Source organism: Nocardia sp. PLKS1-43, assembly GCF_059510335.1.
Map to the genome: position 1 here is coordinate 1,172,704 of NZ_JCAJZQ010000001.1, position 25,783 is coordinate 1,198,486.

A 25,783-nucleotide genomic window follows, 5' to 3' on the forward strand; every position below is an offset into this window, starting at 1 on the left:
CCGGCGTCCGGCGCAGTCGTCGAGGTGGGTCGCTGCCGGGTGTACGGCAGCGGCGAATCGGGAGCGCAACGGCGGGAGACGAATCCGCTTGCCGCCGTTCCGCACCAGCGTCGAGTCGCTGCCGAGCCCCGGGCGCATCGATACCGTCAGCAGAAGGCGAATCTTCCGAACGGCAGAAGGCTTCGATCGACGCGGCACATCGGCGCATCGAATTCGCTCGCCCGCAGTCGAACCGGTTCGAACGACGGATCGGCGGCGAGCTCAGCCGACCTCCGATGCGCCGAAGAGCAGGCCGATGGTGACCGCACCCGGGTCGGGGACGCCGACGGCGTGGTCGCCGACGTAGCTCGCCCTGCCGCGGCGGGCCCGGATATCCCTGGTGCCGCGCGCGCCATCGACGGCCGCCGTCGCCGCGGCCTCGAGTGCCTTGTCCAGTCCGGTATCCGGTGCCAGGCACCGCAGCGCGTCGACAGCGGGGGACAGGGCGTCGACCAGGGTTTTGTCCCCGACCCGTGCCTCGCCGACGCGCTGGATGGCGGCCAGCCCCTCGGTCGCGCCCTCGGCCAGGGCCGCCGGGGTCAGGGTGTCGCCGACGGCAGCGCTGAGGGCCTGGAACAGCAGACCGAACAGCGGGCCGCTGGTGCCGCCGACCCGGTCCAGGAAAACGGTCGCGGTCGTGCTCAAAACCGCTCTGGCCGCGGCGCTTTCGGGCAGACCGGCGAGTTCGGAGCGGACCAGTTCGACCGCGCCGGAGATATTGTTGCCGAAGTCCCCGTCGCCTGCGGCCTGGTCGTAGGCGGTCAGCTGCGGTTCGGCGGCGGTGACCCGGTCGGCGAAGCCGAGGATCCAGTCGCGGGCGGTGATTTCGGTCATCGGACGTCCTTGCCGGGTCGCGGATTCGTGGTCCAGGCGGCGGTGTGGGCCGGTGCGTCCCACAGCCGGGTCAGCTCGTCGTCGGCGCGGGTCAACGACAACGAGAAGCCTCGCATATCCAGTGCGGTCACCAGGGAGCCGACCAGCCGACGTTCCAGTACGACACCGTCTCGAGCGAGAAGCGTTGCGAGACGGTCGAATACGCCGTACAGCTCCAGCGGGGTGGTCGCACCCAGACCGTTCACCAGGGCGATCACGCGGGAACCCGAGCGCAGGTCCAGCGCGGAGGTCAGGGTGCGGGTCATCTCGGTGACCAGCGTGTCGATCCCGGCGTCCGGGCGCACCCGCCCCGAGCGCTCGCCGTGAATGCCGACGCCGTATTCGACCGCGCCACTGGGTAGTTCGAATGCCGGTCGGCCGGTGCCGGGCGCGGTCTGCGCGGCCGAGGCGATCGCGATGCTGCGGCTGGCATCGACGATCCGCTTGCCGAGGCCGGCCAGTTCGCCGAGCGAGCGTCCCTCGTCGGCGGCGGCGCCGAGCAGCTTCTCCACGACCACCGTGGCGCCGGTGCCGCGGCGGCCCACCGCGATGTCCTCGGAGTCGGTGGCCACGTCGTCGTCGACCAGCACGCGTTCACACGCAATACCGTCGTGCTGCAGGCGTTCGGCGGCGATGCCGAAGTTGATCCGGTCCCCGGTGTAGTTCTTCACGATGTGCAGCACCCCGTCGGATTTCGCGACCGCGCGCGATGCCTCGTAGATCTGCCGATTGTGCGGGGAGGCGAAAATCCTTCCGGGACAAGCGGCATCGAGCATGCCGCGGCCGACGAATCCGGTGTGCATCGGCTCGTGCCCCGATCCGCCTCCGGAGACCAGTCCGACCACCCTGCCCGGCGCGGGGTCGACGGCGCTCAGATAGCCCGGATCCGCGGTGTGCGAGACCAGTCCGGCGTGCGCGCGGGCGAAACCGGCCAGCGCACGGTCGACCAGATCATCGGGGGAATGGGCGAAAAAGCTCATGGTTCCCAGGCTACGGCGCGACCGCGTCCGGCTCCTGGGAACGCTCGGCCGCGGCGGCGAGTCGTTGCTCGAGGCGCTCGCCCTCGATGTCCGGATCCGGAACGTACTTCGCGAACCACTGTGGGTGATACCAGAATTGGCGGTGTGCGATCGCCATCACGGCGGGGACGAGGGTCAGGCGGACGACGAAGGCGTCCAGCAGCACACCCACCGCGAAACCGAAACCGATCGCCTTGATCGTCGGATCCTTGTTGATCATGAACGCGACGAAGATCGAGAACATGATCAGCGCCGCGGCGGTGACCACGCGCGCGGAGTAGCCGGTGCCGCGCTCGACGGCCAGGCGCGCGTCGCCGTTCTTGGTGAAGTCCTCCTTGATCCGGGAGACCACGAAAACCTCGTAGTCGCTGGACAATCCGAAGATGATGCCGAGCATCACGATCGGCAGGAAGCTGACGATCTCGCTGGGGGCGATACCGAAAATCCGCTGGCCCCAACCCCATTGGAACAGCGCCACCTCGGCCCCGAACGCCGCGCCCACCGAGAGCAGGAACCCGACGATCGATTTGATCGGCACCCAGATCGTGCGGAAGGCGAAGGTCAGCAGGATGAACGCCAGCCCGACCACCACGGCCAGGAACAGCGGCAGCGCCCCGGACAACTTGGCCGAGACGTCGATATTGGACGCGGTCGTGCCGCCGACCAGGATCCTGGCGCCGGTGGACCCCTCGATCGTGGTGCGCTGGTCGCGAATCGAGTGCACCAGATCGGCGGTCCTCGGATCGTTCGGGCCCGACGTCGGAATGACCTGGATGATGTGCAGGGCGCCGGTGGCCGCTCCGGGGACGACGGCCGCGACATCGGGCAGTTTGCCCAGCGCCTGCGTGACCGGGGTGAGCTCGGCCGGATCGGTGAGGTTGTCCACGACGACCAGTAGCGGGCCGTTGTATCCCGGTCCGAAATTCTCCGCGACGATGTCGTAGGCCCGGCGCTGGGTATCCGAGGTCGGTTTGGACGAGCCGCTGGGCAGGCCGAGATTCATCTGCGTCGCCGGGGCCGCGATCACCGCGAGCAGCGCGATACCCAGTACGAGGACCGGAAACCGCCAACGCACAACGAATCTCGCCCAGATCGCGCCGGCGGTGCGCTCGGGCCGTTCGACGGCCTGGCGGGCGATCGCCTCGGGGCGTCCGGGACGCAGCGGGGACTGCAGGAATTTCGCCACCGTCCACCCCGCGAAGCCCAGCAGGGCGGGCAGCAGGGTGAGCGAGACCAGCAGGGCGACCAGAACCGCGGCCGCGGCCGCCAGACCCATCACCGTGAGGAACGGAATGCCCGCCACCGCGAGACCGCACAGCGCGACGATGACCGTGATCCCGGCGAACACCACCGAACTGCCCGCGGTGCCCACCGCCAGCGGAACCGAATCCGCGACGCTCATATCCGTCATCAGGTTGTTGCGGTGCCGGGAGAGGATGAACAGCGCGTAGTCGATGCCGCACGAGAGCCCCAGCATGATCGCCACGGTGGTCGATGCCGAGGCGATGGTGATGACCGATGCCAGCGCGGTGACACCCATCAGCGTGACCACGATCCCGACGATCGCGTTGAGGATCGGCAGGCCCGCGGCTACGAATGCGCCGAAGGTCACCAGGAGGATCACGAACGCGATGATCATGCCGACGATCTCGGGCACCTCCGACACGGAGATGAGCCATCCGGGGTAGGCGCTGCCCGAATACTCCACCTGCACACCGGAGTTCCGCGCGGGTTCGACCGCGGTGCGCACGGCGTCGAAGGTGGCGTCCGGCACGTCGGCGGGGGCCTGCGCGTACTGCACCGTCGCGACGGCCGCCTGCCCGCTCGGTGCGATCATCTTGGTCTGGAAAGGGTCGCCGACCGCGACGACGCCCGGAATCGCCTTCAATTTCGTGACCATCGCGCCGATCGAGTTCACGTTCCCGGCGTCGGTGATCTTCGCGTCGCCGTGTGTGGCCAGTACCAGTTGGGTCTGCCCACCGGCCGCCGCGGGCATTTCCCGGGCCAGAAGTGTTGCCACGTCCTCGGATTCGGTGCCCGGGATGGTGAAGTTGTCGTTGGTCTTCCCGCCGCTCACCGTGCCGAGCACGATCATGGCCACCGCGAGCAGCAACCACGTGGCAAGCATCAGTCTGCGGTGCTCGAAGGACCATTTCGCCAGGCGATACAAGTACGTGGACATCCGGCGGCCTTTCCCGTGACATCGAGCTGTCGAAACCAGTGGCCTGTGCACTCCGGCGCGGCTGCGCGCACCGAGACCGCCCGCCGCGCCACCCTATCCGCAAACTCGGAGCATACCGAGTGATCGTGGCGGTTCGGCGGATGTGCGCAGGGAGTGATGCGGTGCGGTTGCTACCGGGCGGTCCGCAGCACGATCTTGCCGCGCGTGTGGCCGCCGGCGACCCGGGTGAGCGCCTCGCGGGCCTGATCCAGCGGCAGCACGGCCTCGATCGTGGGCCGCAGGGCACCGGCGTCGACCAGCCGGCTCAGCGCGTCCAGGCGCGCCCGGTCGACGTGTGCGGCGAACGTGTCGCCGGTGATACCGCGTTCCAGGCCGGACAACGGGTCCTGCATGATGATGGAGATCGCCCGGCCGCCGTCCCGGACCGCGGTGAGGGCCTGGTCCCGGGTCGGTCTGCCCGAGGCGTCGAACAGCAGGTCCACACCGCCGCCCACCGCGGTGCGCACCTGATCGGCCCACCCGGGATCGTGATAGTCGAAGACATCGGCGGCACCGAGACCGCGCAGGTAGTCGTGATTGCGCGCACTGGCCACGCCCAGCACGCGGGCTCCCGCCGCGGCCGCGATCTGCACCGCGGTACTTCCGACGCCGCCCGCGGCCGCCGTGATCAGTACGGTTTCACCGGCCCGCAACCGGCCGCGGTCGAGGAGTCCCTCGTGAGCGGTTCCGGCGCCGATCACCAGCGCCGCGGCTTCGGGGAAGTCCGCCGCGGCGGGCATCGGAGCGACCCGATCCGAATCCACCAGTGCCAGTTCGGCGAAGCCGCCACCGGCCGGGAATGTCGTCGCGTACACCCGCCGGCCCGCCCGGACCTCGGACCCGTCGCCGACCGCCTCGACGACTCCGGCGATCTCCTGCCCAGGCACGAACGGCGTGCTCATCCCGGGAAAACCACTACTGAGCATCCCGACATCCCACGGCCCGACACCCGCGCAGTGCACCCGCACCAGCACCTGTCCCGGCCCGGGCGCCGGGATCGGCCGATCGGCCAGTTGCACGCTGTCGATCCCGCCCAGCTCCCGCGCTATCGCCACTTGCACAATTCCTCCTCCGCCTCGCGTTCGGTGGATGCGATGGCCGACCGATCTCCGCCAACTCGCAGCACATCGGCCGTCCGACGCTGATGCGCTCGGTGAACCGCCAGCCTGGCACGACTGAACCGAAGCCCGACCACACGTCCGGAGTCCGGGCGTGTCGGTACGCCCGGCTACGGGAGGGACCGCCACGGCGTTCGTTCGCGACCGGCGGCGGGCGATGCGGTTACCGGGCCGCAATGCCCCGCGGCGGGTACCGTGCGTGCTCCGGCCGGTACCTCGATCAGGTGAGCGCCGAACCGGTCGACCGCCGCATCGAGCGCCTCGTCGACGTCGGTTTCTGCCGTCGCCAGTGCGGGCATCACGGTTTGCGGTGGCCGCCCGATCTGGGCAGGGTGGTGGACGAGCAACTCGGCCGGGCTGGTCGATGGCCTGACCGAATCCCCGACCTTCGTCGCCCCGTGCTCGGGTGTCCCGCGCCGGGCACGGCGACATCGGCCGCACATACCATGTATGAGCCCGCTGCGAGCATGTTCGCGGCAACCCATCACGTCGTTCAGGAGAACTCGTGCCGAACCCGCTGACCTCGGTGAACACCTTCTCGCGCAAGCGGTTTCGGCAGCGCGTACTCGCCTCGTTCTGCGTGGTGCCGGCAATGGCCGCCGTCGTCGGCGCCGCCGTTCCCGCGACCGCGTACGCCGCACCCGCATCCTGCGCACCCGCCACCGCGGCCACCGTCACCAGGGCAACCGTCCCGTATCTGGACTGGGCCGAGAATCTCGGGTTCGACGCCCGGGGCGACCTGTGGGTGTCGCGGCTCTACCGCAACGAGGTGCAGCGCTACGACAAGGCGGGCCGGGTCACAGCAACCGTGGCGATCGCTTCGCCGGGGGCGATCCGGCTCGGACCCGACCACAAGCTCTACGTCGTCTACGGCGACAATTCGGTCAACCTGCTTACCGGCACCCACCGCAGCGGTGTCGTCCGCTTCGATCCCGCTGCCGCCGCACCCGTTCCCGAGGTGTTCGTGAGTGGCCTCGCCATGGCCAACGGCGCCGCCTTCGACGAAGTGGGGAACCTCTACGTCGCCGATACCGGGGCGGGCGTGGTCCGCATCCGCCCCGACGCCGCCATCGACACCGACTGGACCCGGCAGGCCAGCAGGTTCGGACTCAACGGCCTTGTCGTTCAAGGTGATTCGGTCTACGCCACCGTCTACCTGGGCGCCCGCGAGCAGGTCCTGCGCATCCCGATCGGCGCACCCGCCCGGCCGGCCGCGGTCGCGGACCTGAGCCTGCCCGACGATCTGGCCCTCGGCCCCGGCGGATACCTGTACGTCGCCACCACCGCGGGCACGCTCGTTCGCGTGGATCCCGGCACCCACGGCGCCTGCACCGTGCTGACCGCCGGCCCCCTCACGGCGGTGGCGGTGTCTCCGGATGGAGATCGCGACCTCATGGTCGCCACCGGCAGCGGCGAGGTACTGCGCGTACACCTCGCCGGCTGACATCGGGGTCCCGTTCGGCCACCCCGGTGGTCGAACGCGGATCAATGCCTTCGATACCCGCGCGGCATACTGGACAGATAGCGCCGAACTCGTCTTCGGGAGTATCGAGATGGCAACCAACGGGCCTTTCGGGATCGATCCGGAAGAATTCGAACGCGCTCTGCGCGAGGCCGAGATCGAGCTTCGCGACCTGCTCGGAAAGGCCGGCGGATACCTCGACCGCAACGCCGTGAACGGGCTGGCGTCGCTGCTCGGCCGGTTCGTTCAGCCGGAGCGAACGCGTCCGCCGGAAGCGGCGGACGCGACCACCGGCGAGACCGGTAGCGGGGTGTGGGCCGTGTACAGCGTCGACGACGCCGGTGAGGCCCGGGTCGAACAGGTCTTCCCGACCGAGCTCGAGGCCTTGCGAGCGCATCGCGACAACACCGACGGGCGTCGCCGGGTGCGGTTCCTGCCCTACGGCGTCCCTGTCGGCGTGCTCGACCAGGCCTGAGGGGTCCTGCCCCGAGAAAGCCCGAGCCTTGCCGTCCGGATCGTGCGGAGGCCGCACGCGACGGGCCGCGGTAATCGATCGTGTGAGAGCGGCACGGGCGGGCATAACTCCGGTATGACGGAGAACACATCGGCCGCGTCGGATTCCACCGCGAAGCCCGTCGGGGCGGCCCCACCCGAACTGGACCAGGACACCCTCGAACGCGCCCGGGAGAAAGTCGACGAACTGGAGGAGATGTACCGGCCCGGCGCACGGTCGTCGGTCGTCGTGCCCGGCACCGACGGCACCATCGCCGGTACCGCCTTCTCCGACACGGTCGGCGAGCAGATCACCGAGAACAAGCCGCCGGAGGATCTCCGTAAGGGCCGCGACTCCTGAGCAAGGATTCCTCCGCCGAGATGAGGCGGCCCCGAGCACGCGCCTTCGATCGTCGCTGCGGGCACTCCCAGGTCCGGCCGCGCCCAGCTGTTGACGCCGAGAGCGGCGTCATGCCGAAGCGAGCTTTTCATGACCGACCGCGGAGAAACTCGGCAGTATCTGAGGGGGCGCTCGGCTCCTGAGATTCATGGCATAATCGCCGACATGGTGGAGCGCTGGACGAAGGAGCGACGGCTCGAACGTACTCGCGCACTGCTGCTCGACGCCGCGCAGGAGGTGTTCGCGGAGAAGGGTTTCGCGGCCGCGACCATCGATGACATCGCGTCCGCGGCCGGTTACACCAAAGGGGCGGTCTACAAGCACTTCGCGGCGAAGGAAGAACTCTTCCTGGCGTTGAGCGACCGGTACTGGCGCCGCTACTTCGACACCTTCACCGAGGTGCTGTCCGGGGCGAGCGAGGTGGGGCCCCGCGAACTCGACGAAATCGCACACCGGTGGCGTCGGCTCGGTCGGGATCGGGGCGCCGAGCACGCCGCGCTCGGACACGAGTTCACGCTGTACCTGATCCGCAATCCCAAGGCGCGCGCACGAGTCGAGGCCAAACGCACGGAGGTCGCCGAGGAATTGGGCGCCTTCGTCACCGAGGGACTCGAACGAATCGGCGGCACTCTGCTGATTCCGCCGCTGACCTTCGCGCACGCGCTCATCGCCACCAGCGATTCGGTCGTGCTGGGCAGCGAGCTGGTCGATATCGATCTCTACCGGCCCGTCCTGGAGATGTACCTGTCGGCGATCAAACTGCCGACCGCGCGGACGGCCTCCACGCCCGGCCCGAGCGCCTGAAGACGCGTGCCGCCGCGTCGGTGCGTGCCGCCCCCGAGGGGCTCGACCGTCGCTATCCTCGCGCTGAAGCCATTGTACGGCAGTGGTTTTCGGTCGTATTCCTCCGGCGGTCGACCGCGCGAGCGGTCATCGGGTCCGTCGGGTAGCGCCGCCGCCTGTTCCGTAATCGCTTATACGTCAACATGTTATGTCGGTGCCTCTGGAGATCGCGTGTCCCACAGTATGGTTGGATGACCTCGGCGCCGGCTCGAGTCCCGCTGCACCCCGGGCGGCCGTCGCCGATCGAAACCGGCCCGTGTGCCGTGTCGCTCGTGTGCCCTCGGCTGCGCCGATGGCGGAAAGTTGGGGACAATGCTCGGAAACACCTTGTGTGCGGCACGCCGCGCTGCGGCGGTCGCAGCGCTGCCCTTGGCCGCCTCGGCCGTATTCGCCGGGTCCGCGTGCGCGGACACCGGCCGGACCGCCGCGCCCGTCGCGGGTATCCCGCTGACTCGGGACACCGCGACGAATCCCGGTGCGCTGGTTCCCGATCCGGTGCTGAACGGCGCGTCGCTGGGCGGTTCGGTCGGCTCCGCGATCGGTTCGGCCGTCGGTTTGGCGACCGGTTCGGTGACCGGTTCCGCTGGTTCGGCCATCGGGAGCGTCATCGGGGCCATCGTCGGGGCGACGAATCCGGGCGTGGTGCCGCAGGTCCTGCCCTGACATCGTCGCCGCTGGCGAAAACCCTTGGTCAACTTAGGTTTTCGCCGGCGCGCCCGGGCCGGGCGACGATACCGCGGGCACCAGTCGAGGTGCCGGTGGCAGCGGTGCGGACGCCGGGTCGGCACGGAACGCCCGAAGCATGTGGGCGGCGAAGCGACGCGACGCCGCCAGCCGCGCGGCGGGCGTATCCGCGTGAATCCCGTTGTTGGCCATGATCGTCAGGATCAGGTCGTCCAGGACGACATCGGCCCGCAGGGAGCCGCTGTCCTTGGCGCGGCGGATCAGCTGGGCCGCCCCGGCCAATGATGCCGTGCGGATCGCGGCGAAGTCCATCGCATGCGGAAATGTGGACATGAAGGCCGCGGTGAAGCCGTGGTCACGGGCCTGCAACTCGCACAGCCGCTCGACCGCGGCGCAGAAGCCGCGCCACGGGTCCGGGTCGGCCAGCCCGTCGTCCACGATGGATCGGCAGGCGAGCATCTGGTCGGTGAACGCCTCGGCGATCAGCAACTCCTTGGTCGGGAAATGGCGGTAGACGGTGGCCGGGCCGACCTCGGCGCGGCGGGCGATCTCCCGGATCGGCACCTCCAGGCCCTCGGCCACGAACACCGAGCGAGCCGCGTCGAGGATGCGTTCGCGGTTGTCCCGGGCGTCGGAGCGCAGGTTGTGAGGCAAATGAGCGGTCACCGCTCTCACTTTAGCTAAACGGACGGGGGCGTCCGTTACGGTCCGCTGGTCGATTCCGATCGAGGAGAACACGGAGATACCAGTGCGGGCAGTGATGGTCGAAAAGTTCGGAAGTCCCGAGGGTCTGGCGGTGGTCGAGCTCCCGGATCCCGGTCCGCGGGGCGGGCAGGCAGCGATCGCGACCGAGGCGATCGGCGTGGGCGGCGTCGACGCGCTGATTCGCAGCGGCGTCCTGGGCGATTACGGTTTCAGGCCGGGGCACATCCTGGGCAGCGAGGTCGCGGGCACCGTGACCGCCGTCGGCGAGGGTGTCGACACCGCCTGGGTCGGGCGACGGGTATGGGCGTTCACCGGCGAGGGCGGCGGCTACGCCGAACAGGTCGTCACCGCCGCCGACAGTCTCATCCCGCTACCCGAAGCCGTGTCGGCGGCAGCCGCGGTGACACTCGGCAGTTCGGGCACAGTGGCCCATTTCGCTTTGCGCCATGCGCATTTCACGCCCGGTGAGTCGGTGCTGATCCGCGGCGCGGCCGGGGGCATCGGCGTGATGGCGGTCCAGCTCGCGGCACGATCCGGTGCGAGCGCGGTCGCGGTGACGACGTCCTCGGCCGAGCGTGGTGAGCGCCTCCGCGAACTCGGCGCGACGCACGTGCTGGACCGTGCCGGCCGGTCCCGCACCGGTGCGGCTCCCGCCGGATACGACGTCATCATCGACATCATCGCCGGGGCGGATCTGCCCGCCTTCTTCGACAAGCTCGAACCGAACGGCCGGATGGTCGCCGTCGGCGCCATGGGCGGCTGGCCGCCGGCGGACTTCGGCGGGGAGATGGTGGCGAACTTCAAGAAGTCGATGTCGTTCGCCACCTTCAGCGCCGACACCATCCCCATGTCCGACCGGCAGACCGCCACCGCGGAGTTGTTCGCCGCCGCGGCTCGGGGTGAGCTGAAACCGGTTGTGCACGAGACGTTTCCGTTGCACGAGGCGGTCGTGGCACATCGCCGGATGGCGGCCGGAGAGGTTTTCGGCAGGATCGTGCTCACCCCATCGCGGAATGCGGCGATCGGCGCGCCGGCCGGATCGTGAGGCCGCGGTTCTGTTCTCAGCGTCCGCGCGGAACCTGATTGAAGGGCACGTCCCGGTCGGCGGCGTACTCGCGGGGCATGCCCAGCACGCGTTCGCTGATCAGGTTGCGTGCCATCTCGGTGCTGCCGCCGCCGAGGCTCCCCGCGTTGCGGAACAGATAGTCGATGCCGACCTGTCCGTTGCCGGGGCCCTCGGGGGCGCCGGTCGCTGCCGCCGCGCCCGCGATGCGCAGTGCGGAATCGGTTTGCAGCCAAGTGGTTTCGGCGCCGAAGAGCCGGACCAGCGATCCGGCCGCCGGGGGCATCTGCCCGGCGGCGATCGCGCCGGAGACGTGCGCGATCAACTGATCGCGCACGATGCGCGTCGTTCGTGCCGCGCCGATGTCCTCCCGCACGCGGGGATCGTGGAGGCGTCCGGTGGTGCGGGCCAGTGCGATGAGGGTGTCCGCCTCGCCGCCGAGATGCGGCTGATCACCGCTGATGTAGGGGGAACTGCCGCCCACCGCCGCGCGCTCGTGGTGCAGCAGCGTCGTCGCGGCCGCCCAGCCGCCGCCGACCTCGCCGATCACCGAATCCGCGGGGAGCCGGACGTCGTCGAAGAATTCCTCGCAGAATTCGACCGACCCGGTGACCTGCCTGATCCGGCGGATGGTCAGCCCCGGTGCGGCCGTGGGGACCAGGAAAAGGGTGAGCCCCTGATGTTTGGGCACATCCCAGTCCGTGCGGGCCAGGCAGAGCCCGTAGTCGGCGGCGTACGCGCCCGAACTCCAGATCTTGGTGCCGTTGAGAATCCACTCGTCGCCGTCGCGTTCCGCGCGGGTGATCAGCCCGGCCAGATCGGACCCGCCGCGCGGCTCGGACAGGAATTGCACCATGACCTCCTCGCCGCGCAGCACCGCGGGCAGCCGGGTCCGCTTCTGCTGCTCGGTGCCCAGGTCCAGCAGCGTCGCCGCGCAGATGGCCAAGGTCGGCACGTTGAGTGCCAGCGGCATCTCGTAACCGAGCGACTCCTGGCTGAACGCTCGCTGGTGCGCCGGGGTGAGCCCTTGTCCGCCATACTCTTTCGGAAAACAGATCCCGGCGAACCCGCCGTCGAACAGGGTCCGCTGCAACTTCCGGTGGCGGGCCCAGATGGCCTCGTCGAAGGCGCCGACGTAGTACTCGGTCGCGGGCGGCAGGTTCTGCCCGAGCCAGCGGCGGGCGCGGTCGCGGAAACTGTCGACGGGTTCGATGGTCGTGTGGCGCTCGGTCATGGCAGATCTTTCCGGAACAGCGGGCCGGGGACGGTCGTCCCGTTACCCCTCGTCTTTGAGAATATTGTTTGTCGATATAGAGAGTAATGTTCTCACAGTTTCTGTTGAGTGCCGGGTTGAGTTCGGCCCGCGCATGATTCATCTCGGCGCGCGGAGTTCGTCGTCTCGCTACTGTGTGACCCAGGGCACATAGTCCGCAGCAGCTCAGGTCCATCGGGCCGCGGCGACAGGAGTGAGCATGACCGCCACCACGCAGTCGACGAACGAATCCATCACCGAACCCTTGCGCTCGCGACGTAACCACTGGAACAACCAGATACATCGCCATGCCTCGATGACGCCGGACCGCACCGCCATCACGTACCTCGGCAAGTCGACCACCTGGCGCGAGCTGGACGAACGTTCGCGCGCCTTCGCCGCGGCCCTGCATCGCCGGGGTGTGGAGTTCGGCGACCGCGTGCTGATGGCGCTGCTCAATCGCACCGAGTACATCGAGGCGGTGCTGGGCGCCAACCTGATCGGCGCGATCCCGGTGCCGGTGAACATCCGGATGAGCCCGGCCGAGGTCTCCTATCTCGTCGGCGACAGCGGCGCGAAGGTCATCGTGACCGAGAAACTGCTCGCACCGCTGATGGCTGCGGTGCGGGCGTCCACCGGCGCGATCGACACCATGGTGGTGGTCGACGCCGGTGTGGATTGCGAACATGAGGACTACGAGACGATGCTGGCCGAGGGCCCGGCCGATCCGCCCGGGATCGATGTTCCCGAGGACACCGTCGCGCTCATCATGTACACCTCGGGCACGACCGGAAAACCCAAGGGCGCCATGCTCACACACACCAACCTGCACGCGCAGGCGGTGACCACGATCAACGCGGCGCAGGGCGGTTCGGACGACGACGTCGCCTCGGTCGTGCCGCCCATCTTCCACATCGCCGGGCTCGCGGCGTTCGCGCCGGTGTTCTACCGGGGCGTGCGTTCGGTGATTCACCCGCTGGGGTCGTTCGACGCCGACGACATGCTCGACACGATGGAGCGCGAGGGTACGACCTCGGTGTTCATGGTCCCGGCCCAATGGCAGGCGGTATGCGCGGCACAGCGGGCCAGGCCGCGCCGGCTGGCGCTGCGGACGATCAGCTGGGGAGCCGCACCGGCCTCGGACACCGTGCTCACGGCGATGAACGAGACCTTCCCCGAAGCGCTCAACATGACCGCGTTCGGGCAGACCGAGATGTCTCCCGTGACCTGCGTGCTCGAAGGGAAGGACGCGCTGCGCAAGATCGGTTCCATCGGCAAGGTGGTGCCCGCGGTGACCGCCCGCATTGTCGACCCCATGATGAACGACGTGAAGCCCGGCGAGGTCGGCGAAATCGTCTATCGCGGACCGAATCTGATGAAGGGCTACTGGCAGAACCCGCAGGGCACCGCGGAGGCGTTCCGCGGCGGCTGGTTCCATTCCGGAGATCTGGTCCGGCAGGACGAGGACGGCTTCCTCTACGTCGTCGACCGGGCCAAGGACATGATCATCTCCGGCGGCGAGAACATCTACTGCGCCGAGGTGGAGAACGTGCTGTACGGACATCCGAAGATCACCGAGGCCGCGGTGATCGGTCGCGCCCACGAGAAGTGGGGTGAGGTGCCGGTGGCCGTGGTCGTACTCGCCGAAGGCGTCGCGGAGCTGACCCTCGCCGAACTCGAGCCGCACCTGAACGAGAATCTCGCGCGGTTCAAACATCCGAAGGACCTGGTGATCGTCGGCGAACTGCCGCGCAATGCCAGCGGCAAGGTCGTCAAGCCCGAACTGCGCAAGGCGTACGGGAGCAAGGACGCCGGTCTGGCCGACTGACCCGGCTCGAACCGCGTTCGCGGGAGGAACTTTCCCTCAGCGCGAGTCCAATACTTCCGGCGGGACCACCGGCTTCGCAGAATGGCTGCCATGGTCCGCACTCGTGGGGGCCTGTGTGTGGTGCCTTGCGAACGGTGCGCGCACCGGCGTCGATACCTTCGTGAGACGAGGAAGTGTTCATGACCGCGACGATCAGCGGGGCAGAACTGCGCGCACTACTGGACGAGCAGGGACGCGAGCTGGCGCTGCTCGACGTCCGCGCACCCGCTGTTCGCGCCGCCGGGCATATCGCCGTGAGCAGTGGATTACCCCTGCACGATCTGGAACACCGCATCCGGCAGGCGATTCCGCGGACCGACACGATGGTCGTACTCGCCTCCGACCCCGAACTCGACGAGCGCGCGGCGGCACTGCTGGCTCGGCTCGGGTACACCGATGTGGTCATCGTGCGGGACGGCCTCGCGGGCTGGACCTCGGCCGGGGGTCGCCTGTACACCGGCACGAACGTGCGGAGCAAAGCTCTCGGCGAATGGATCGAAAAGCGTTTCGGCACCGCGACGGTCGAGGCGGAAACGGTTGCGCTGTGGCGTGCCGAGGGGGCGGACGTCGTCGTTCTGGACAGCCGCCCGCACGCCGAATATCTGCACCACCACATCCCCGGCGGAGTGGACACCGGGGGCGGTCCGGAACTGGCCTACCGTGGGCTGCAACGGATCACCGGTCCGGAGACAACGATCGTGGTCAACTGCGCCGGCCGTACCCGCGGCATCGTCGGGGCGCAGTCGCTGATCAACACCGGCATCTCCAATCGCGTGTATTCGCTGCGCAACGGCACACCCGCGTGGGGCTGGGCCGGTGAGCGGTTCGAGTCCGGCCCGGGCACCGCACCGGAGGCGCCGGCGCGGGTCCCGGCGAACCTGATCGATTGGGCGGCAACGACTTTGGAGCGGATCGGCGCGCGGATCGTCGACCCGCCGCCGGCATCGCCGAGCGGCGACGCGCACACCACCTACCTGATCGACGTCCGCACGCCCGGGGAATTCGCCGCCGGAACGGTCGCGGGCGCACGGCACGTCCAGGGCGGTCAGCTGGTGCAGGCCACCGACGAACACATTCCCGTGATCGGCGCACGCGTCGTACTGGTCGACACCCCCGACCTGGTTCGTGCCGCCGGCACCGTGCAGTGGTTGCGTTATCTGCACCGCGGGCCGATCGAGGTGACGGTGGTGCGCCCGGAGATCGCGACACCGCCGCGGCCGGAATCGCCCACGCTGCCCGAGGTACCGGAGATCTGCGGCGCGGACCTGGCGCGCGAACTCGGATCCGGCTCTCCGCCAACCGTATTCGATTTGCGTTCCTCCCGCGAGTACGAGCTCGGGCATCTGCCCGGTTCGATCCACGCCCGCCGCGAACATCTGCGGTCCGCGGCGCGGGGGCTGGGCCGGATCGTCCTGGTCGGCGGCGATCTCCAGGACAGCACCGCCGAGGTCGGCACCGATCTCCAGTCCGGCGGCACGGCGGGGTACCGGCCCCATTTCGCCGCCCTCGACCTGCTGGACGCGGGATTCGACGTGCGCGTCGTCGCCGAGGGGCCCAGCAGTGTGCCGGTGCGGCCGACCACTGCCGAGCCGCGGTATGCCGGAGAGGTCGCCGACCGCGTCGGCCCGCCGCCGTTCGGCCCCGAACGTGACGCCTGGTACCGCGACTACTTCGAATGGGAGTACTCGTTGTTGCGCGATTCGGAGGGCGATCGGGACTTCGACTTCGAGGGCGGGAACTAGGCGGGTGCGGGCGCTGCGGGTCGGGTGATGATCCGTAGCAGGGTGTTGTAGGCGGGGCGTTCGACCCAGGCGGTCAGACCCCAGCCGAACAGGACGGCGGCCAGTACGGCGCCGGTGAGCCATATCCACGGTGGGCAGCCGAGCCGGGCGAGGCGGTCCTCGAGGAGGTAGCCGAGGCTCTGATGCATCAGGTAGATGCCGTAGGAGCGGGCGGCGATCCAGCGCACGGGGGCCACGAGCACGGCCGGGAGCGGCCAGTCGGGCCCGCGTGCGGCCAGGCACATGAGCGCAAGACCGACCCCGACGAGTACCACCGAGGTCACCGGCGGATGCACCTTTTCGGCAAGCAGCACCGCGGCCAGCAGCAGCGCCAGATGCGCGATGCCGAGCCGCCCGCTCGCCCAGCGCCGGATGGCGACGCCCGCCACCAGCAGGTGTGCCAGGCACAGGCCGCTGCCCTCGAGCACGACCACCAGCCACGCGGAAGGATGATCGCTCATCCAGATCTCGCGGACCAGTACCGGGACCGCCACCACCGCCCACAGGATCGGCATCACCGCGCGGCCGCGCACCCGCAGGCACACCAGCAGCGCCATCGCCGTGAACCCGGCGACCTGCACCGGCAACGTCCACCAGGACAGGTCGACGTACGCCACGTTCGGCAACAACTGTTGCAGCAGAAGCAGATTGCCGACCAGATCGGTCCAGCGCAGCTGGTGCAGGCTGAATTCGGCTGGGCTGAACAGCTTCACGACCGTGAACACCACCACGACAGCGACCAGATAGGCGGGCAACAGCCGCGCGAGCCGCCGGATCAGCCAGCGCCCCGGCGGGTGGCGGCCGAGTGTCACTGTGGCGAAATATCCGGACACCATGATGAGGATCGACGCGCCGCAGGTATGCGTCCACGCGTGCGGCAGTTCCGGAATTCCGGGTTCGGTGGTCGGCCCCAGATAGGTGTCGTGGAAGAGCACGATCTCGAGCAGCGCCAGTACGCGAATCACGTCCCAGCTGATCCGCCGCCCGGAGCAGGCGAGCACGGGCGAGGTGCCGGCCGGGGCCGAGGCCGTGTCGGTCACCGGCCGCCTTCGCATCCGCGCTCACCTCATCGAGTCATCGTCGACGGCCGTACCGGCCGTGGTGTCGATGTGACACGATGCCCGATCCGATACCGATTCGGCAACATCGCGTTCGATGGGCCCTACTGGCACCTATGCCGATCGCCGCGATGTCCGGCAACAACTCCGGGGACGAGATCAGCGCACCGGAGTGGCCCCCGCGCCGCCCGGGCGTCGTCCGGATTCGGTCTGGCGAACATCGCCCAGGCGTGGGATCCGGCGCGGGGATCGGCGCTCGAACTTCAGGTACAGCCGAGGATTTCGCCATGGTGGCGATGCCGATATCGGACTTCCTCACGCCGACAGCGGTTTCGGCGCGAGGCGGCCTCAGCCCCGCGCCGCGTCGATCAAGCGCTGATGCAGCCAGGTCAGGGCGGTGGCGCCGGTGGCGTCGACCCCGTATCGCGGGTAGCTCTGATGGATCCCGGACTTCAGGAAGTCGTCGATCTGCTTCTTGCGCTGGTTGTACTCGGTGTTGGTGATCTGATTGTCCAGCAGGCTGAGGCCGCCTGCGGCGAGCGCGTCGTTGACCAGCGTGGACACCTGCTGCTGGTAGTTCCCGAACTGGGCCGGATCCGGATTCGACAGCTGCACGAGCAAGCCGCCGATCCGGCCGGCGAAGTCGCCGTTGGGCATCGAGCAGTACAGATCGCCTGCCGCGCAGAAGGTGTAGGTCCGGGGGCCGACCCAGCCGAAGCCGCCGACCCGCGGGCCGCTGGCGCCCGCACCCGGGACGGGCGGGCCGATCAGCTGGTCGGTCGGGGAGCGGCGGGGATCGGCGATGAGCCCGACCAGGGCGACGCGATTCGCCGCCACGACGCCGAGGCCGGTGCCGATCGACGCGGCCACGTCACCGGCGGCGTCCGCGCCCTGGCTGTACCCGAGCAGCGCGAATCGTGTTGCCGCACAATGCTGCGCCATCGCGCCGATCATGCCGCGGGCGCGGTTGACCGCTTCCTGCTTGGAGCGGCCGTAGACATCGCCCTCCCAGGGGAACGCGGTGGCCGCGTAGACGACATAGTCGGTGCGGACATTGCTCGGCAGATTCCTGGTGACCGCGGCGAGCATCCCCTTGCCCGGATCGCTGTCCGAGGTTTCCCAGGTGCCCGGGATCGCGACGACGTACAGACCGGGGCAGTCCGGCGGGGCCGCCTGCGCGGTTGTCTTGACGCCGAAGGGAAGAGCGGCGGCGACCACGGCCGCAGCGCTCGCGACGGTTGCCTTCCAACGAGAATGCATCGGTACTCCGGATGATCACGGCCGACTGCCGTCGGACCGGTGTGCAGCTACTGTGCGAGTGTAAGAGCCGCTTCGCGATAGCGCATGATTAGCCGAATTGCTGATCGTGTGCGGCGGTGATCATCGGCCGGCTCGCAGCCGCGGCACAGCCGCGACACAGGGTCCGGCGGCACCATCGGGATCGTGCTGATTTCGGTATGGATGCTCTTGGTCGTGGTGGCGGTCGCCGGGCTCCTCGCGCGGTCGGTGAATTCCCGGCGGCAGTGCGTGATCGTCGCCGCCGCCCTCGCACCGTGGCTGATGGCCGTGGCGGTGCCCGCCGTGGTTCTCGCGGTCGTCGTGCGGTCCTGGGCCGCGTGCGGCGCGAGCCTGGTCGTGCTCGGCGCCGCCGTGTGCACGCAGTGGCCGCTGTACCGGGCGCGATGGCGGCGGCGTCCGCCCGCGACGGGGCCGGGGGTGCGGGTGATGCAGGCCAATATCCTTGTCGGCGGGGCGGATCCGGAGGCGATCGCGTCGACCGTCGATCGGCTGGGGATCGAGATTCTCACCATCTGTGAGGTGACGCCGCAGGGTCTGGACCGGATCATGGCCTCGCGCCTGCCGACGCTGCTGCCGTATCACTACTGCAGCACCGGTGAGGCCGGTGACGGCACCGGGATCTGGAGCCGCTACCCGTTGTCGGACACTCGCCGGCACGACGGTTTCGTCACCGAACTGCTCTCCGCCACAGTCGATCTGCCCGAGGGCGGGTCCGTGCTGGTGTTCGCGGTGCATCCCGTTCCGCCCTGGCCGCGCGACCCCGCGGACTGGCTGCGGGAGCTGGAACTGTTGCGCCAGCTGCTGGCCAAGGTCCCCGCCGACGCCGGACCGGTGGTGGTCGCCGGAGATTTCAACGCCACCGCCGATCACCCGCCCTACCGCGCCCTGCTCGGCGCGGGCTATCGCGATGTCGCGATGTCGACCGGTGCGGGCATCCTGCCCACCTATGCCGCCGATCGCTGGTATCCACCGGTCATCGCGATCGATCACATCCTGCTGCGCGATGCCGACCCGGGCGAGGTGCACACCGTACCCCTGCCCGGCTCCGACCACCGCGGCATCTGGGCGGCGATCACCCCGCGCCGGAATCGCTGAGCGGTTGGAGCTTTCTGCTCCCCGTGCGGTGTGGCATTCGGATCGGCCGGGATCCGGACACCACACTGGGTCGGACAAGCCTGGACATCAGCCGATCGGTGAAAAGGGGAGCAGCTCATGACGCAGGACGTTCGCGAAGCGCAAACTCGTACCCCGATCGTCACCGCGACGGACGGTTCGGCGATCTCCTATCAGGCGGTCTCCTGGGCCGCGGCCGCGGCGGCGCTGCACGGTTGCCCGCTGGATGTGGTGGCGTCGGTGGGCTTTCAGGGGGCTTACGGTCCGGTGCCGTATCCGACCGCGGAGGCGATCGACCAGATGCGGGACAGCGGTGAGCAGATCGTGGCCGAGGCGCGGCGGATCGCATCGGTGCTCATACCCGCGGACTCCGTCGAGATCCGCTCGGAGGTGACCTTCGATCCGATCATCGCCACGCTGATAACGCGTTCGCGCACCGCGCGAGCCCTCGTGGTCGGCAGCCGAGGCAGGGGTACGGTCCAGCGCGCGCTGCTGGGTTCGGTCAGCTGGGCGATGATCCATCACGCGCACTGTCCGGTCGTGGTCGTGAGTGCCAGCGCGGGCACCGACCCGGTCTCCGCCCGCAAACCGGTTCTGGTCGGCGTCGACGGGAGCGTGAACAACGTGCCGGCCGTCGCCCTGGCTTTCCAGGAGGCGGCGCGGCGGGACGTGGGGCTGACCGCATTGCGGTGCTGGAGCGACTCGACCGATCTCGAACCTCCCCTCGCCGCGTGGGAAGCCGTGCGGGACAAGGAATTCGAGCTGCTCGTCGAGGATCTCGCGGTGCACCGCGAACATCATCCCGAGGTCGAGGTGCACGGTGTGGTCGTCCGCGACCAGCCTGCGCGCGCCCTGCTGGCCGAATCCGACAACGCGCAGCTGGTGATCGTCGGCAGCCGCGGTCGCGGCGGATTCGCCGGAATGCTGCTGGGATCGACCAGCCGGGCGCTGGTGCAGTCGGTCGAATGCCCGATCATGGTTGTGCGCGAGCCGGGTCCGGCGGTCGCGACCGAGTAGGTCCGCCGACCGGGTGACCGCGCGGCTCCGCCGGCCGGGCCGGGCTCGGTCGTCTCGGACCGCGAGTCCGTGCTCGCGAATCCAGGCGAGGACGGTGTCGGCCACGAACGCGACCTTCTCGGGCTGTCCGGACTTCCCCGCGGGCCCGCTCGTCGGTCGGTGATCCGGCCAGCGGGACCGATCCGGCGGAACGACGGGGCCGATCGCCGTGGGCGGGCATGATGGTCCGTGGGGCCGACGGGTGTGTCGCCGCCTCGGAAGGGAGCAGTTCGATGTCGATCGCCATCACCGAAGACCATGTCGCACTTGCCGATACGGCCGCGAAATTCCTGCGCAGGCGGGAAGCGCGCGGTGCCGGGCGGGCGTTGCTGGAGGCCGAGGACGAGACGCTGCCTCGCTTCTGGGACGAGGTGCCCGGTCTGGGCTGGCTGGGTTTGCACCTGCCGGAGGAGTACGGCGGGTCCGGCTACACGCTCGAGGAGTTGGTGCTCGTCGTGGCGGAGCTGGGTGTGGCGATCGCGCCGGGGCCGTTCGTGCCGACGGTCATCGCGAGCGCCTTCATCGCCGCTGCCGCCGAACAGGATATCCGTAAGAAGCTGCTGCCCGGCCTGGCCGACGGTTCGACGACGGCGGCAGTGGCCACGACCGAGGGGCTGACCCTCGAGGGCGGCACCGCCACCGGTTCGGTGGTGGTGCTCGGCGGCGGGCTGGCCCGGCTGCTGGTTTTGGCGGCCGGGGACGATGTCGCGATCGTCGAGGCCGGCGACGGCGTGCGGGTCACCACGCCGGGCAATCTCGACCCGACCCGTCGGGCGGCGCGCGTCACGCTCGACCGGGCGCCCGCGACCGTGGTGCCGGGCGCGGCGCGGACGTTGCTGGACCTGCAGCGGGTGATCCTGTCGGCCGAGGCGGCGGGCGTTGCCGCCGAGGCGACCCGCCTGGCCGCCGAATACGCCCGGAGCCGTATTCAATTCGGTCGGCCGATCGCCATGTACCAGGCGGTGAAACACCATTGCGCGAATATGGCCGTGGTCAGCGAGATGACGGCCTCGGCGGTCTGGGACGCCGCGCGGGCGGCCCGCACCGGGGGCGATCAACTGTCTTACGCCGCGGCGGTCGCCGCCGCGATCGCCGCTCCCGCGGCGGATTTCTGCGCCAACCACATGACCCAGGTGCACGGTGGCATCGCGATCACCTGGGAGCACGACGCGCACCTGTTCATGCGTCGCGCCTCGGCGCTGAATCATGTGCTGGCGCCGGCCCGCGCGGCCACCGATCTGGTCGACCTGACGCGCCGGAAGATCTCGCGCGCCAAGGCGTTCGAACTGCCGCCCGAGGCGGAGGCCGTGCGCGAGCGGGTGCGGGAATTCGCCCGTGGGATCGCCGATCTCCCCGCGGCCGAGCAGCGCGCGCGGCTGATCGAGTCCGGATATGTGATGCCGCACTGGCCGGAGCCTTTCGGCCGCGGCGCGGGCGCGGTCGAACAGTTGGTGATCGAGCAGGAGTTCGCGGCGGCCGGGGTGACCCGGCCGTCCTACGGCATCACCGCGTGGAATGTGCTCACCATCATCCAGCACGGCAACCCGGATCAGCTCGAGCGGTGGGTGCGGCCCGCACTGGACCAGCGGGTCGTCTGGTGTCAGCTCTTCAGTGAACCCGAGGCCGGGTCGGACGCGGCGGGCGTCAAGACCCGGGGCACCCGCGTCGAGGGCGGCTGGCTGGTCAACGGCCAGAAGGTGTGGACCTCCGGTGCGCACGTCGCGGGAATGGGGTTCGCCACCGTGCGCACCGACCCCGATGTGCCCAAACACCAGGGCATCACGATGATGGCGATCGATATGCACGCGCCGGGCGTGCAGGTGCGTCCGCTGAAGATGACCACGGGCAATTCGGAGTTCAACGAGGTGTTCCTCACCGACGTCTTCGTGCCCGACGAGGATGTCGTCGGCCCGGTTGGCGGCGGCTGGACGGTCGCTCGGGCCACGCTCGGCAACGAGAGTGTGAGCATCGGCAGCGGAGGGTCGGGGGTGCTGAGCTTCCCGGGCACCGCACTGGTTCCGCTGTTCGACGCCGCCCCCGATCGCCTGACCGGCGGCGCCGCGCGCGTCGGCCGCTACATCGCCGAACAGCAGGCGGTCGACCTGCTCAATCTGCGCGCGGCCGAGCGTGCGGTCACCGGCGCCGGTCCGGGGCCGGAGGGTGCGATGGCCAAGCTCATCGTGTCCGAACTGGGCCACGAGGCGGCGGCCGTGGTGAGCGAACTGCTCGGTGAGGACGCGTTGTTCATGGACGGATTCGCCGCGACCGCGAACACCCTGGTGCTGATGCATCGCGGGATGTCGATCGCGGGCGGCACGTCGGAGATCAAGCGGAATCAGATCGGCGAGCGCATCCTCGGCCTGCCCCGCGACCCGCTGCTGCGCTAGCCGGCGGCCGGGGTATCGCCGATGCCTGGTGTCGGCCGGCATCGGGTGTCTTCCCGCATCGAGTGCCCTCGTGCAGTGCGTGCATACTCCGCGCCTGAACTTTCCAATCCGGAAAAATTGCGAGATTGGAAAGTTTGGCCGATCATGGAGACGTGACGCCGCAGGGACCACCGGGATTGCGCGAGCGCAAGAAGCAGGCGACTCGGGCAGCGCTGAGCCAGGCCGCGTGGACGCTGATGCTGGAGCAGGGCCTGACGGCGGTGAGCCCGGAGAGCGTCGCGGAGATCGCCGGCGTGTCCGGGCGCACCTTCCGGAACTACTTCTTCTCGGTGGAGGAGGCCATCGTCGAGGCCACGATCCGGCACGTGGAGTCGACGGCCGAGGCGGTGCGCGGCCGACCGGCGGACGAGCCGGTGTGGGACGCGCTGGCCGCGGTGCTGCCCGAGATGGTCGCGACCATGGTGAGCAGCCGCGAGGACGTGGCGGTGCTGTTGCGGGCCGGGCGGGAGAATCCATCGATCCTGGCCGCGCAACTGACCTCGATCGACCGCATCGCGCGGCAGCTGACCGAGGCGGTCGCCGAGCGTATGGGCACCGATCCCGAACGGGACCTGCCCACTCGGTTGCTGGCCGCCGCGGCCGGGGTGACGGTGCGGACGTCGCTGGAGGTGTGGTCCGCGGGCGATGGCTCGACGCGTCTGGCCGACGTGGTCCGGGCCGGTCTCGCGCAGTTGCGCGCCGGCATTCCGGCGGGCGGCCTCACCATGACCGGCTGACCCCGTTCCCGCCTGGGGCGAGCCGGGTCTGCGGCCGCGCGGGGCGGTGTGCGCGCACTGATCGGATACGAGTATCGCTGATAGTGAGGAAGATTCATGACCAGTACCGTCCACTCCGCGCCACGGTTGCCCTTCGACCGCCCCAACGCATTGGAGGTCGCGCCGCGGTATGCGCAGTTGCGCCAGCAGGCGCCGGTGACCCGGGTGTTGAGCCCGGCGGGCGATCCGGCCTGGCTGGCGATGGGATACGCGGAGGTCCGGCAGATCCTGGGCGACGCCCGGTTCGGCCGCCGGCACCCCACGCCGGAAACGGCGGCCAAGGTGTCGCAGGCCGCCGTCGCCGGCGGCCCCCGCGGCGACTACAACACCGAAACCCGTGACCACCAACGGCTGCGCAAGATGTTGGTGCCCGCGTTCTCCGCGCGGCGGATGATGCTGCTCACCGCGCGGATCCAGGAGCTGACCGCGCAATGCCTGGACGATATGCAGGCATTGCGCGACGCGCACCCGGACGAACCCGTGGACCTGGACAAGGTGCTGGCATTTCCGTTGCCCGCCTTGGTGATCAGCGAACTGCTCGGGGTGCCCCCGCAGGACCGGACGAAATTCGGTGAGCTGTCCAAACGCATGACCGCGATGTACGACGGCCAGGACGCGTGGGCGGCGCGCGCGGAACTCGAGGAGTACACCGCGGGTCTGGCCGCGGCCAAACGCGCGAACCCGGGCCAGGACGTGATCTCCGACGTGGTCGCGATGCAGCGGGAGGATCCCACGTTCACCGACACCGATGTGGCCGAGCTGGCCGCGGGCCTGCTGTTCGCCGGACACGAAACAACTTCCGGCCGAATCAGTTTCGGCACGCTGTGGCTGCTGTCCGACGAGGGCCGGCGGGCGGCGTTCGCGGCCGACCCCGAGGGCCGGGTGCAGCCCACCGTGGAGGAGATCCTGCGCCTGGCCGCGCCGTCGGCCGGTCCGGGCCTGTTGCGATACGCGCGCGAGGACGTCGAGATCGGCGGGGTCACCATCGCCGCGGGTGATCTGGTCCTGCTCAACACCGACGCCGCCAATCGCGACGAATCGGTGTACCCCGATCCGGAGGAATTCCGGACCGACCGAAAGCCCAACGCACACTTGACCTTCGGCCACGGAATGCATGTGTGCATCGGCGCCGGTCTGGCGCGGACCGAGCTGCGGGCCGTATTCCCGGCGCTGTTCCGCCGGTTCCCGGATCTGCGCCTGGCCGTCGGGCTGGACGAACTCGAGCTCCAGTCGCATCGTGTCACCGGGGGAGTGGACCGGGTACCCGTCCTCTGGTGAGCGCCCGCGTCCGCCCTCGCGTCCGGACCCGAGCACGGACGCGGATCACCGCACGACCTCATAGGTCAGCTCGACGATCTTCGAGAAGGCCGTCACGGCGGTGAGCCGCAGTTCGGCGTGCTGCCCCTCGCGGAAGAATTGTCTGTCGCGGCGGTTCGGATCAGTCCCGCAGCGCCTCGATATCGGACTTGAACCGGGCGATCGCCGCGCGATAGAAGCGGGGGCCGTAGGACACTCGGGCGACGCCCAATTCCCGCAGCCTCGCCAGGTCGATTTCGGCGCCGGTGTTGCCGTTGATCGGTCCCGGCAGGGCGGCGACGAGGGCCGCGAGGTCATTCCGGCCGGCCACGCCGATGGGATAGATGCAGTCCGCGCCGGCATCCCGGTAGAGCCGGCCGCGCCGGATCGTTTCGGCGATCCGGTCCGCTTCGGGCACCCGGTTGGGCGGCAGGAACGTGTCGACCCGGGCGTTGATGACGATCGGGACACCGGCATCGTCGGCTGCGGCACGGACCTCGCCGAGCCACCCGGCGTGCTGGTCGGCATCGGCCAGGGCGCCCGCGCGGTGGTCGGTGTCCTCCAGGTTGCAGCCGACCGCGCCGATGTCGAGCAATCGATCGACCAGTTCGCGCGGTCGCATCCCGTAGCCCGCCTCGGCGTCCACGGTCACGGGCACCGATACCGCACCGGCGATGCGTCCGGCGGCGGCCAACATCTCCCGCCACGGCGCGCGTTCCCCGTCGGGGTGACCGAGCACCGCCGAGATGGCGGCGCTGGCCGTCGCGACCGCGGGAAATCCCGCTTCGGCGACGGTCGTCGCGCTCGCCACGTCCCAGGCGTTGGGCAGCACGAGCAGCTCACCGCTGTGCAACTCGCGCAGCCTGTCGGCGCGCGCTTTCAATTCCGCAAGATCAACGGTCATCTCTGTTCTCCGTCTCGAATGGCGCTGGGACACCGG

At 69.6% G+C, this 25,783-nt stretch carries 22 protein-coding genes; 13 read left to right on the plus strand and 9 right to left on the minus strand.

Annotated elements, in window-relative coordinates; all coding sequences use genetic code 11:
• Positions 1-261 precede the first annotated feature (261 nt).
• From dhaL to AC5WS7_RS05650, 4 genes are all read right to left on the minus strand, one after another.
• A complete protein-coding gene (gene dhaL / locus AC5WS7_RS05635; protein ID WP_495953238.1) occupies positions 262-873 on the minus strand; it encodes a dihydroxyacetone kinase subunit DhaL in 612 nt (203 codons plus the stop codon).
• Positions 870-1,892 carry a dihydroxyacetone kinase subunit DhaK gene (locus AC5WS7_RS05640; RefSeq protein ID WP_495953239.1) on the minus strand — a complete coding sequence of 341 codons (1,023 nt, stop codon included), beginning with the start codon at positions 1,890-1,892 and terminating at the stop codon, positions 870-872. Before AC5WS7_RS05640 ends, dhaL begins: the two co-directional genes overlap by 4 nt.
• 10 nt (positions 1,893-1,902) lie before the next feature.
• Positions 1,903-4,113, minus strand: coding sequence for an MMPL family transporter (locus AC5WS7_RS05645; protein WP_495953240.1), 2,211 nt, complete (start codon positions 4,111-4,113; stop codon positions 1,903-1,905).
• A gap of 170 nt (positions 4,114-4,283) precedes the next feature.
• Positions 4,284-5,213 carry an NADP-dependent oxidoreductase gene (locus AC5WS7_RS05650; RefSeq protein WP_495953241.1) on the minus strand — a complete coding sequence of 310 codons (930 nt, stop codon included), beginning with the start codon at positions 5,211-5,213 and terminating at the stop codon, positions 4,284-4,286.
• 562 nt (positions 5,214-5,775) lie between these two features.
• On the opposite strand from AC5WS7_RS05650, the gene AC5WS7_RS05655 reads away from it, so the two are divergent.
• The 5 genes from AC5WS7_RS05655 to AC5WS7_RS05675 all read left to right on the plus strand — a co-directional run bounded on the left by AC5WS7_RS05655 (position 5,776) and on the right by AC5WS7_RS05675 (position 9,130).
• Complete coding sequence (locus AC5WS7_RS05655) at positions 5,776-6,714, plus strand: SMP-30/gluconolactonase/LRE family protein (RefSeq protein WP_495953242.1); 939 nt, start codon at positions 5,776-5,778, stop codon at positions 6,712-6,714.
• Positions 6,715-6,823: 109 nt separating this feature from the next.
• The gene (locus AC5WS7_RS05660) at positions 6,824-7,207 is read left to right on the plus strand and encodes an Rv0313 family protein (protein ID WP_495953243.1); all 384 of its coding nucleotides are present in this window, start codon (positions 6,824-6,826) and stop codon (positions 7,205-7,207) included.
• A gap of 114 nt (positions 7,208-7,321) precedes the next feature.
• Positions 7,322-7,585 carry a hypothetical protein gene (locus AC5WS7_RS05665; protein WP_495953244.1) on the plus strand — a complete coding sequence of 88 codons (264 nt, stop codon included), beginning with the start codon at positions 7,322-7,324 and terminating at the stop codon, positions 7,583-7,585.
• A gap of 204 nt (positions 7,586-7,789) precedes the next feature.
• Entirely contained in the window at positions 7,790-8,428 is a 639-nt protein-coding gene (locus AC5WS7_RS05670; protein ID WP_495953245.1) for a TetR/AcrR family transcriptional regulator, read from the plus strand.
• Positions 8,429-8,779: 351 nt separating this feature from the next.
• Complete coding sequence (locus AC5WS7_RS05675) at positions 8,780-9,130, plus strand: hypothetical protein (protein WP_495953246.1); 351 nt, start codon at positions 8,780-8,782, stop codon at positions 9,128-9,130.
• Positions 9,131-9,163: 33 nt separating this feature from the next.
• On the opposite strand, the gene AC5WS7_RS05680 is transcribed toward AC5WS7_RS05675, so the two are convergent.
• Complete coding sequence (locus AC5WS7_RS05680; protein ID WP_495953247.1) at positions 9,164-9,817, minus strand: TetR/AcrR family transcriptional regulator; 654 nt, start codon at positions 9,815-9,817, stop codon at positions 9,164-9,166.
• Positions 9,818-9,899: 82 nt separating this feature from the next.
• Here AC5WS7_RS05680 and AC5WS7_RS05685 point away from each other — a divergent pair, with 82 nt between their 5' ends.
• Entirely contained in the window at positions 9,900-10,901 is a 1,002-nt protein-coding gene (locus AC5WS7_RS05685) for a zinc-dependent alcohol dehydrogenase family protein (RefSeq protein WP_495953248.1), read from the plus strand.
• A 16-nt stretch (positions 10,902-10,917) separates the two neighbouring features.
• On the opposite strand, the gene AC5WS7_RS05690 is transcribed toward AC5WS7_RS05685, so the two are convergent.
• The gene (locus AC5WS7_RS05690) at positions 10,918-12,153 is read right to left on the minus strand and encodes an acyl-CoA dehydrogenase family protein (protein ID WP_495953249.1); all 1,236 of its coding nucleotides are present in this window, start codon (positions 12,151-12,153) and stop codon (positions 10,918-10,920) included.
• A 238-nt stretch (positions 12,154-12,391) separates the two neighbouring features.
• Between AC5WS7_RS05690 and fadD5 the strand changes: the two genes are divergently transcribed.
• Both fadD5 and AC5WS7_RS05700 read left to right on the plus strand, forming a co-directional pair.
• The gene (gene fadD5, locus AC5WS7_RS05695; protein WP_495953250.1) at positions 12,392-13,999 is read left to right on the plus strand and encodes a fatty-acid--CoA ligase FadD5; all 1,608 of its coding nucleotides are present in this window, start codon (positions 12,392-12,394) and stop codon (positions 13,997-13,999) included.
• A 179-nt stretch (positions 14,000-14,178) separates the two neighbouring features.
• A complete protein-coding gene (locus AC5WS7_RS05700; protein ID WP_495953251.1) occupies positions 14,179-15,780 on the plus strand; it encodes a rhodanese-like domain-containing protein in 1,602 nt (533 codons plus the stop codon).
• Here AC5WS7_RS05700 and AC5WS7_RS05705 read toward each other — a convergent pair.
• Positions 15,777-16,859, minus strand: a complete 1,083-nt coding sequence (locus AC5WS7_RS05705) for an acyltransferase family protein (RefSeq protein ID WP_495953252.1) — start codon at positions 16,857-16,859, stop codon at positions 15,777-15,779. The genes AC5WS7_RS05700 and AC5WS7_RS05705 overlap by 4 nt on opposite strands.
• Before the next feature lie 366 nt (positions 16,860-17,225).
• The gene (locus AC5WS7_RS05710) at positions 17,226-18,137 is read right to left on the minus strand and encodes a cutinase family protein (protein WP_495953253.1); all 912 of its coding nucleotides are present in this window, start codon (positions 18,135-18,137) and stop codon (positions 17,226-17,228) included.
• A 183-nt stretch (positions 18,138-18,320) separates the two neighbouring features.
• Between AC5WS7_RS05710 and AC5WS7_RS05715 the strand changes: the two genes are divergently transcribed.
• The 5 genes from AC5WS7_RS05715 (at position 18,321) to AC5WS7_RS05735 (ending at position 24,825) form a co-directional block, all read left to right on the plus strand.
• Positions 18,321-19,271 (plus strand): endonuclease/exonuclease/phosphatase family protein, encoded by a 951-nt coding sequence (locus AC5WS7_RS05715; protein ID WP_495953254.1) that lies wholly within the window; start codon positions 18,321-18,323, stop codon positions 19,269-19,271.
• Positions 19,272-19,388: 117 nt separating this feature from the next.
• Positions 19,389-20,306 carry a universal stress protein gene (locus tag AC5WS7_RS05720; RefSeq protein WP_495953255.1) on the plus strand — a complete coding sequence of 306 codons (918 nt, stop codon included), beginning with the start codon at positions 19,389-19,391 and terminating at the stop codon, positions 20,304-20,306.
• 272 nt (positions 20,307-20,578) lie between these two features.
• Positions 20,579-22,732, plus strand: coding sequence for an acyl-CoA dehydrogenase family protein (locus AC5WS7_RS05725; RefSeq protein WP_495953256.1), 2,154 nt, complete (start codon positions 20,579-20,581; stop codon positions 22,730-22,732).
• Positions 22,733-22,866: 134 nt separating this feature from the next.
• Positions 22,867-23,508 carry a TetR/AcrR family transcriptional regulator gene (locus AC5WS7_RS05730; protein WP_495953257.1) on the plus strand — a complete coding sequence of 214 codons (642 nt, stop codon included), beginning with the start codon at positions 22,867-22,869 and terminating at the stop codon, positions 23,506-23,508.
• Between the two features lie 96 nt (positions 23,509-23,604).
• Positions 23,605-24,825 (plus strand): cytochrome P450, encoded by a 1,221-nt coding sequence (locus AC5WS7_RS05735; RefSeq protein ID WP_495953258.1) that lies wholly within the window; start codon positions 23,605-23,607, stop codon positions 24,823-24,825.
• Between the two features lie 160 nt (positions 24,826-24,985).
• On the opposite strand, the gene AC5WS7_RS05740 is transcribed toward AC5WS7_RS05735, so the two are convergent.
• Positions 24,986-25,747: an isocitrate lyase/PEP mutase family protein gene (locus AC5WS7_RS05740; protein ID WP_495953259.1), complete on the minus strand. Its 762-nt coding sequence runs from the start codon at positions 25,745-25,747 to the stop codon at positions 24,986-24,988.
• Positions 25,748-25,783: the final 36 nt, after the last annotated feature.

Excerpts from the sequence above, each read along its gene's own strand:
- AC5WS7_RS05735 (WP_495953258.1), top strand. The coding sequence starts at position 23,605 with ATGACCAGTACCGTCCACTCCGCGCCACGGTTGCCCTTCGACCGCCCC.
- AC5WS7_RS05670 (WP_495953245.1), top strand. The coding sequence starts at position 7,790 with ATGGTGGAGCGCTGGACGAAGGAGCGACGGCTCGAACGTACTCGCGCA.
- AC5WS7_RS05720 (WP_495953255.1), top strand. The coding sequence starts at position 19,389 with ATGACGCAGGACGTTCGCGAAGCGCAAACTCGTACCCCGATCGTCACC.
- AC5WS7_RS05710 (WP_495953253.1), bottom strand. The coding sequence starts at position 18,137 with ATGCATTCTCGTTGGAAGGCAACCGTCGCGAGCGCTGCGGCCGTGGTC.
- AC5WS7_RS05675 (WP_495953246.1), top strand. The coding sequence starts at position 8,780 with ATGCTCGGAAACACCTTGTGTGCGGCACGCCGCGCTGCGGCGGTCGCA.
- AC5WS7_RS05690 (WP_495953249.1), bottom strand. The coding sequence starts at position 12,153 with ATGACCGAGCGCCACACGACCATCGAACCCGTCGACAGTTTCCGCGAC.
- AC5WS7_RS05725 (WP_495953256.1), top strand. The coding sequence starts at position 20,579 with ATGTCGATCGCCATCACCGAAGACCATGTCGCACTTGCCGATACGGCC.
- AC5WS7_RS05645 (WP_495953240.1), bottom strand. The coding sequence starts at position 4,113 with ATGTCCACGTACTTGTATCGCCTGGCGAAATGGTCCTTCGAGCACCGC.
- AC5WS7_RS05660 (WP_495953243.1), top strand. The coding sequence starts at position 6,824 with ATGGCAACCAACGGGCCTTTCGGGATCGATCCGGAAGAATTCGAACGC.
- AC5WS7_RS05700 (WP_495953251.1), top strand. The coding sequence starts at position 14,179 with ATGACCGCGACGATCAGCGGGGCAGAACTGCGCGCACTACTGGACGAG.
- fadD5 (WP_495953250.1), top strand. The coding sequence starts at position 12,392 with ATGACCGCCACCACGCAGTCGACGAACGAATCCATCACCGAACCCTTG.
- dhaL (WP_495953238.1), bottom strand. The coding sequence starts at position 873 with ATGACCGAAATCACCGCCCGCGACTGGATCCTCGGCTTCGCCGACCGG.
- AC5WS7_RS05640 (WP_495953239.1), bottom strand. The coding sequence starts at position 1,892 with ATGAGCTTTTTCGCCCATTCCCCCGATGATCTGGTCGACCGTGCGCTG.
- AC5WS7_RS05665 (WP_495953244.1), top strand. The coding sequence starts at position 7,322 with ATGACGGAGAACACATCGGCCGCGTCGGATTCCACCGCGAAGCCCGTC.
- AC5WS7_RS05740 (WP_495953259.1), bottom strand. The coding sequence starts at position 25,747 with ATGACCGTTGATCTTGCGGAATTGAAAGCGCGCGCCGACAGGCTGCGC.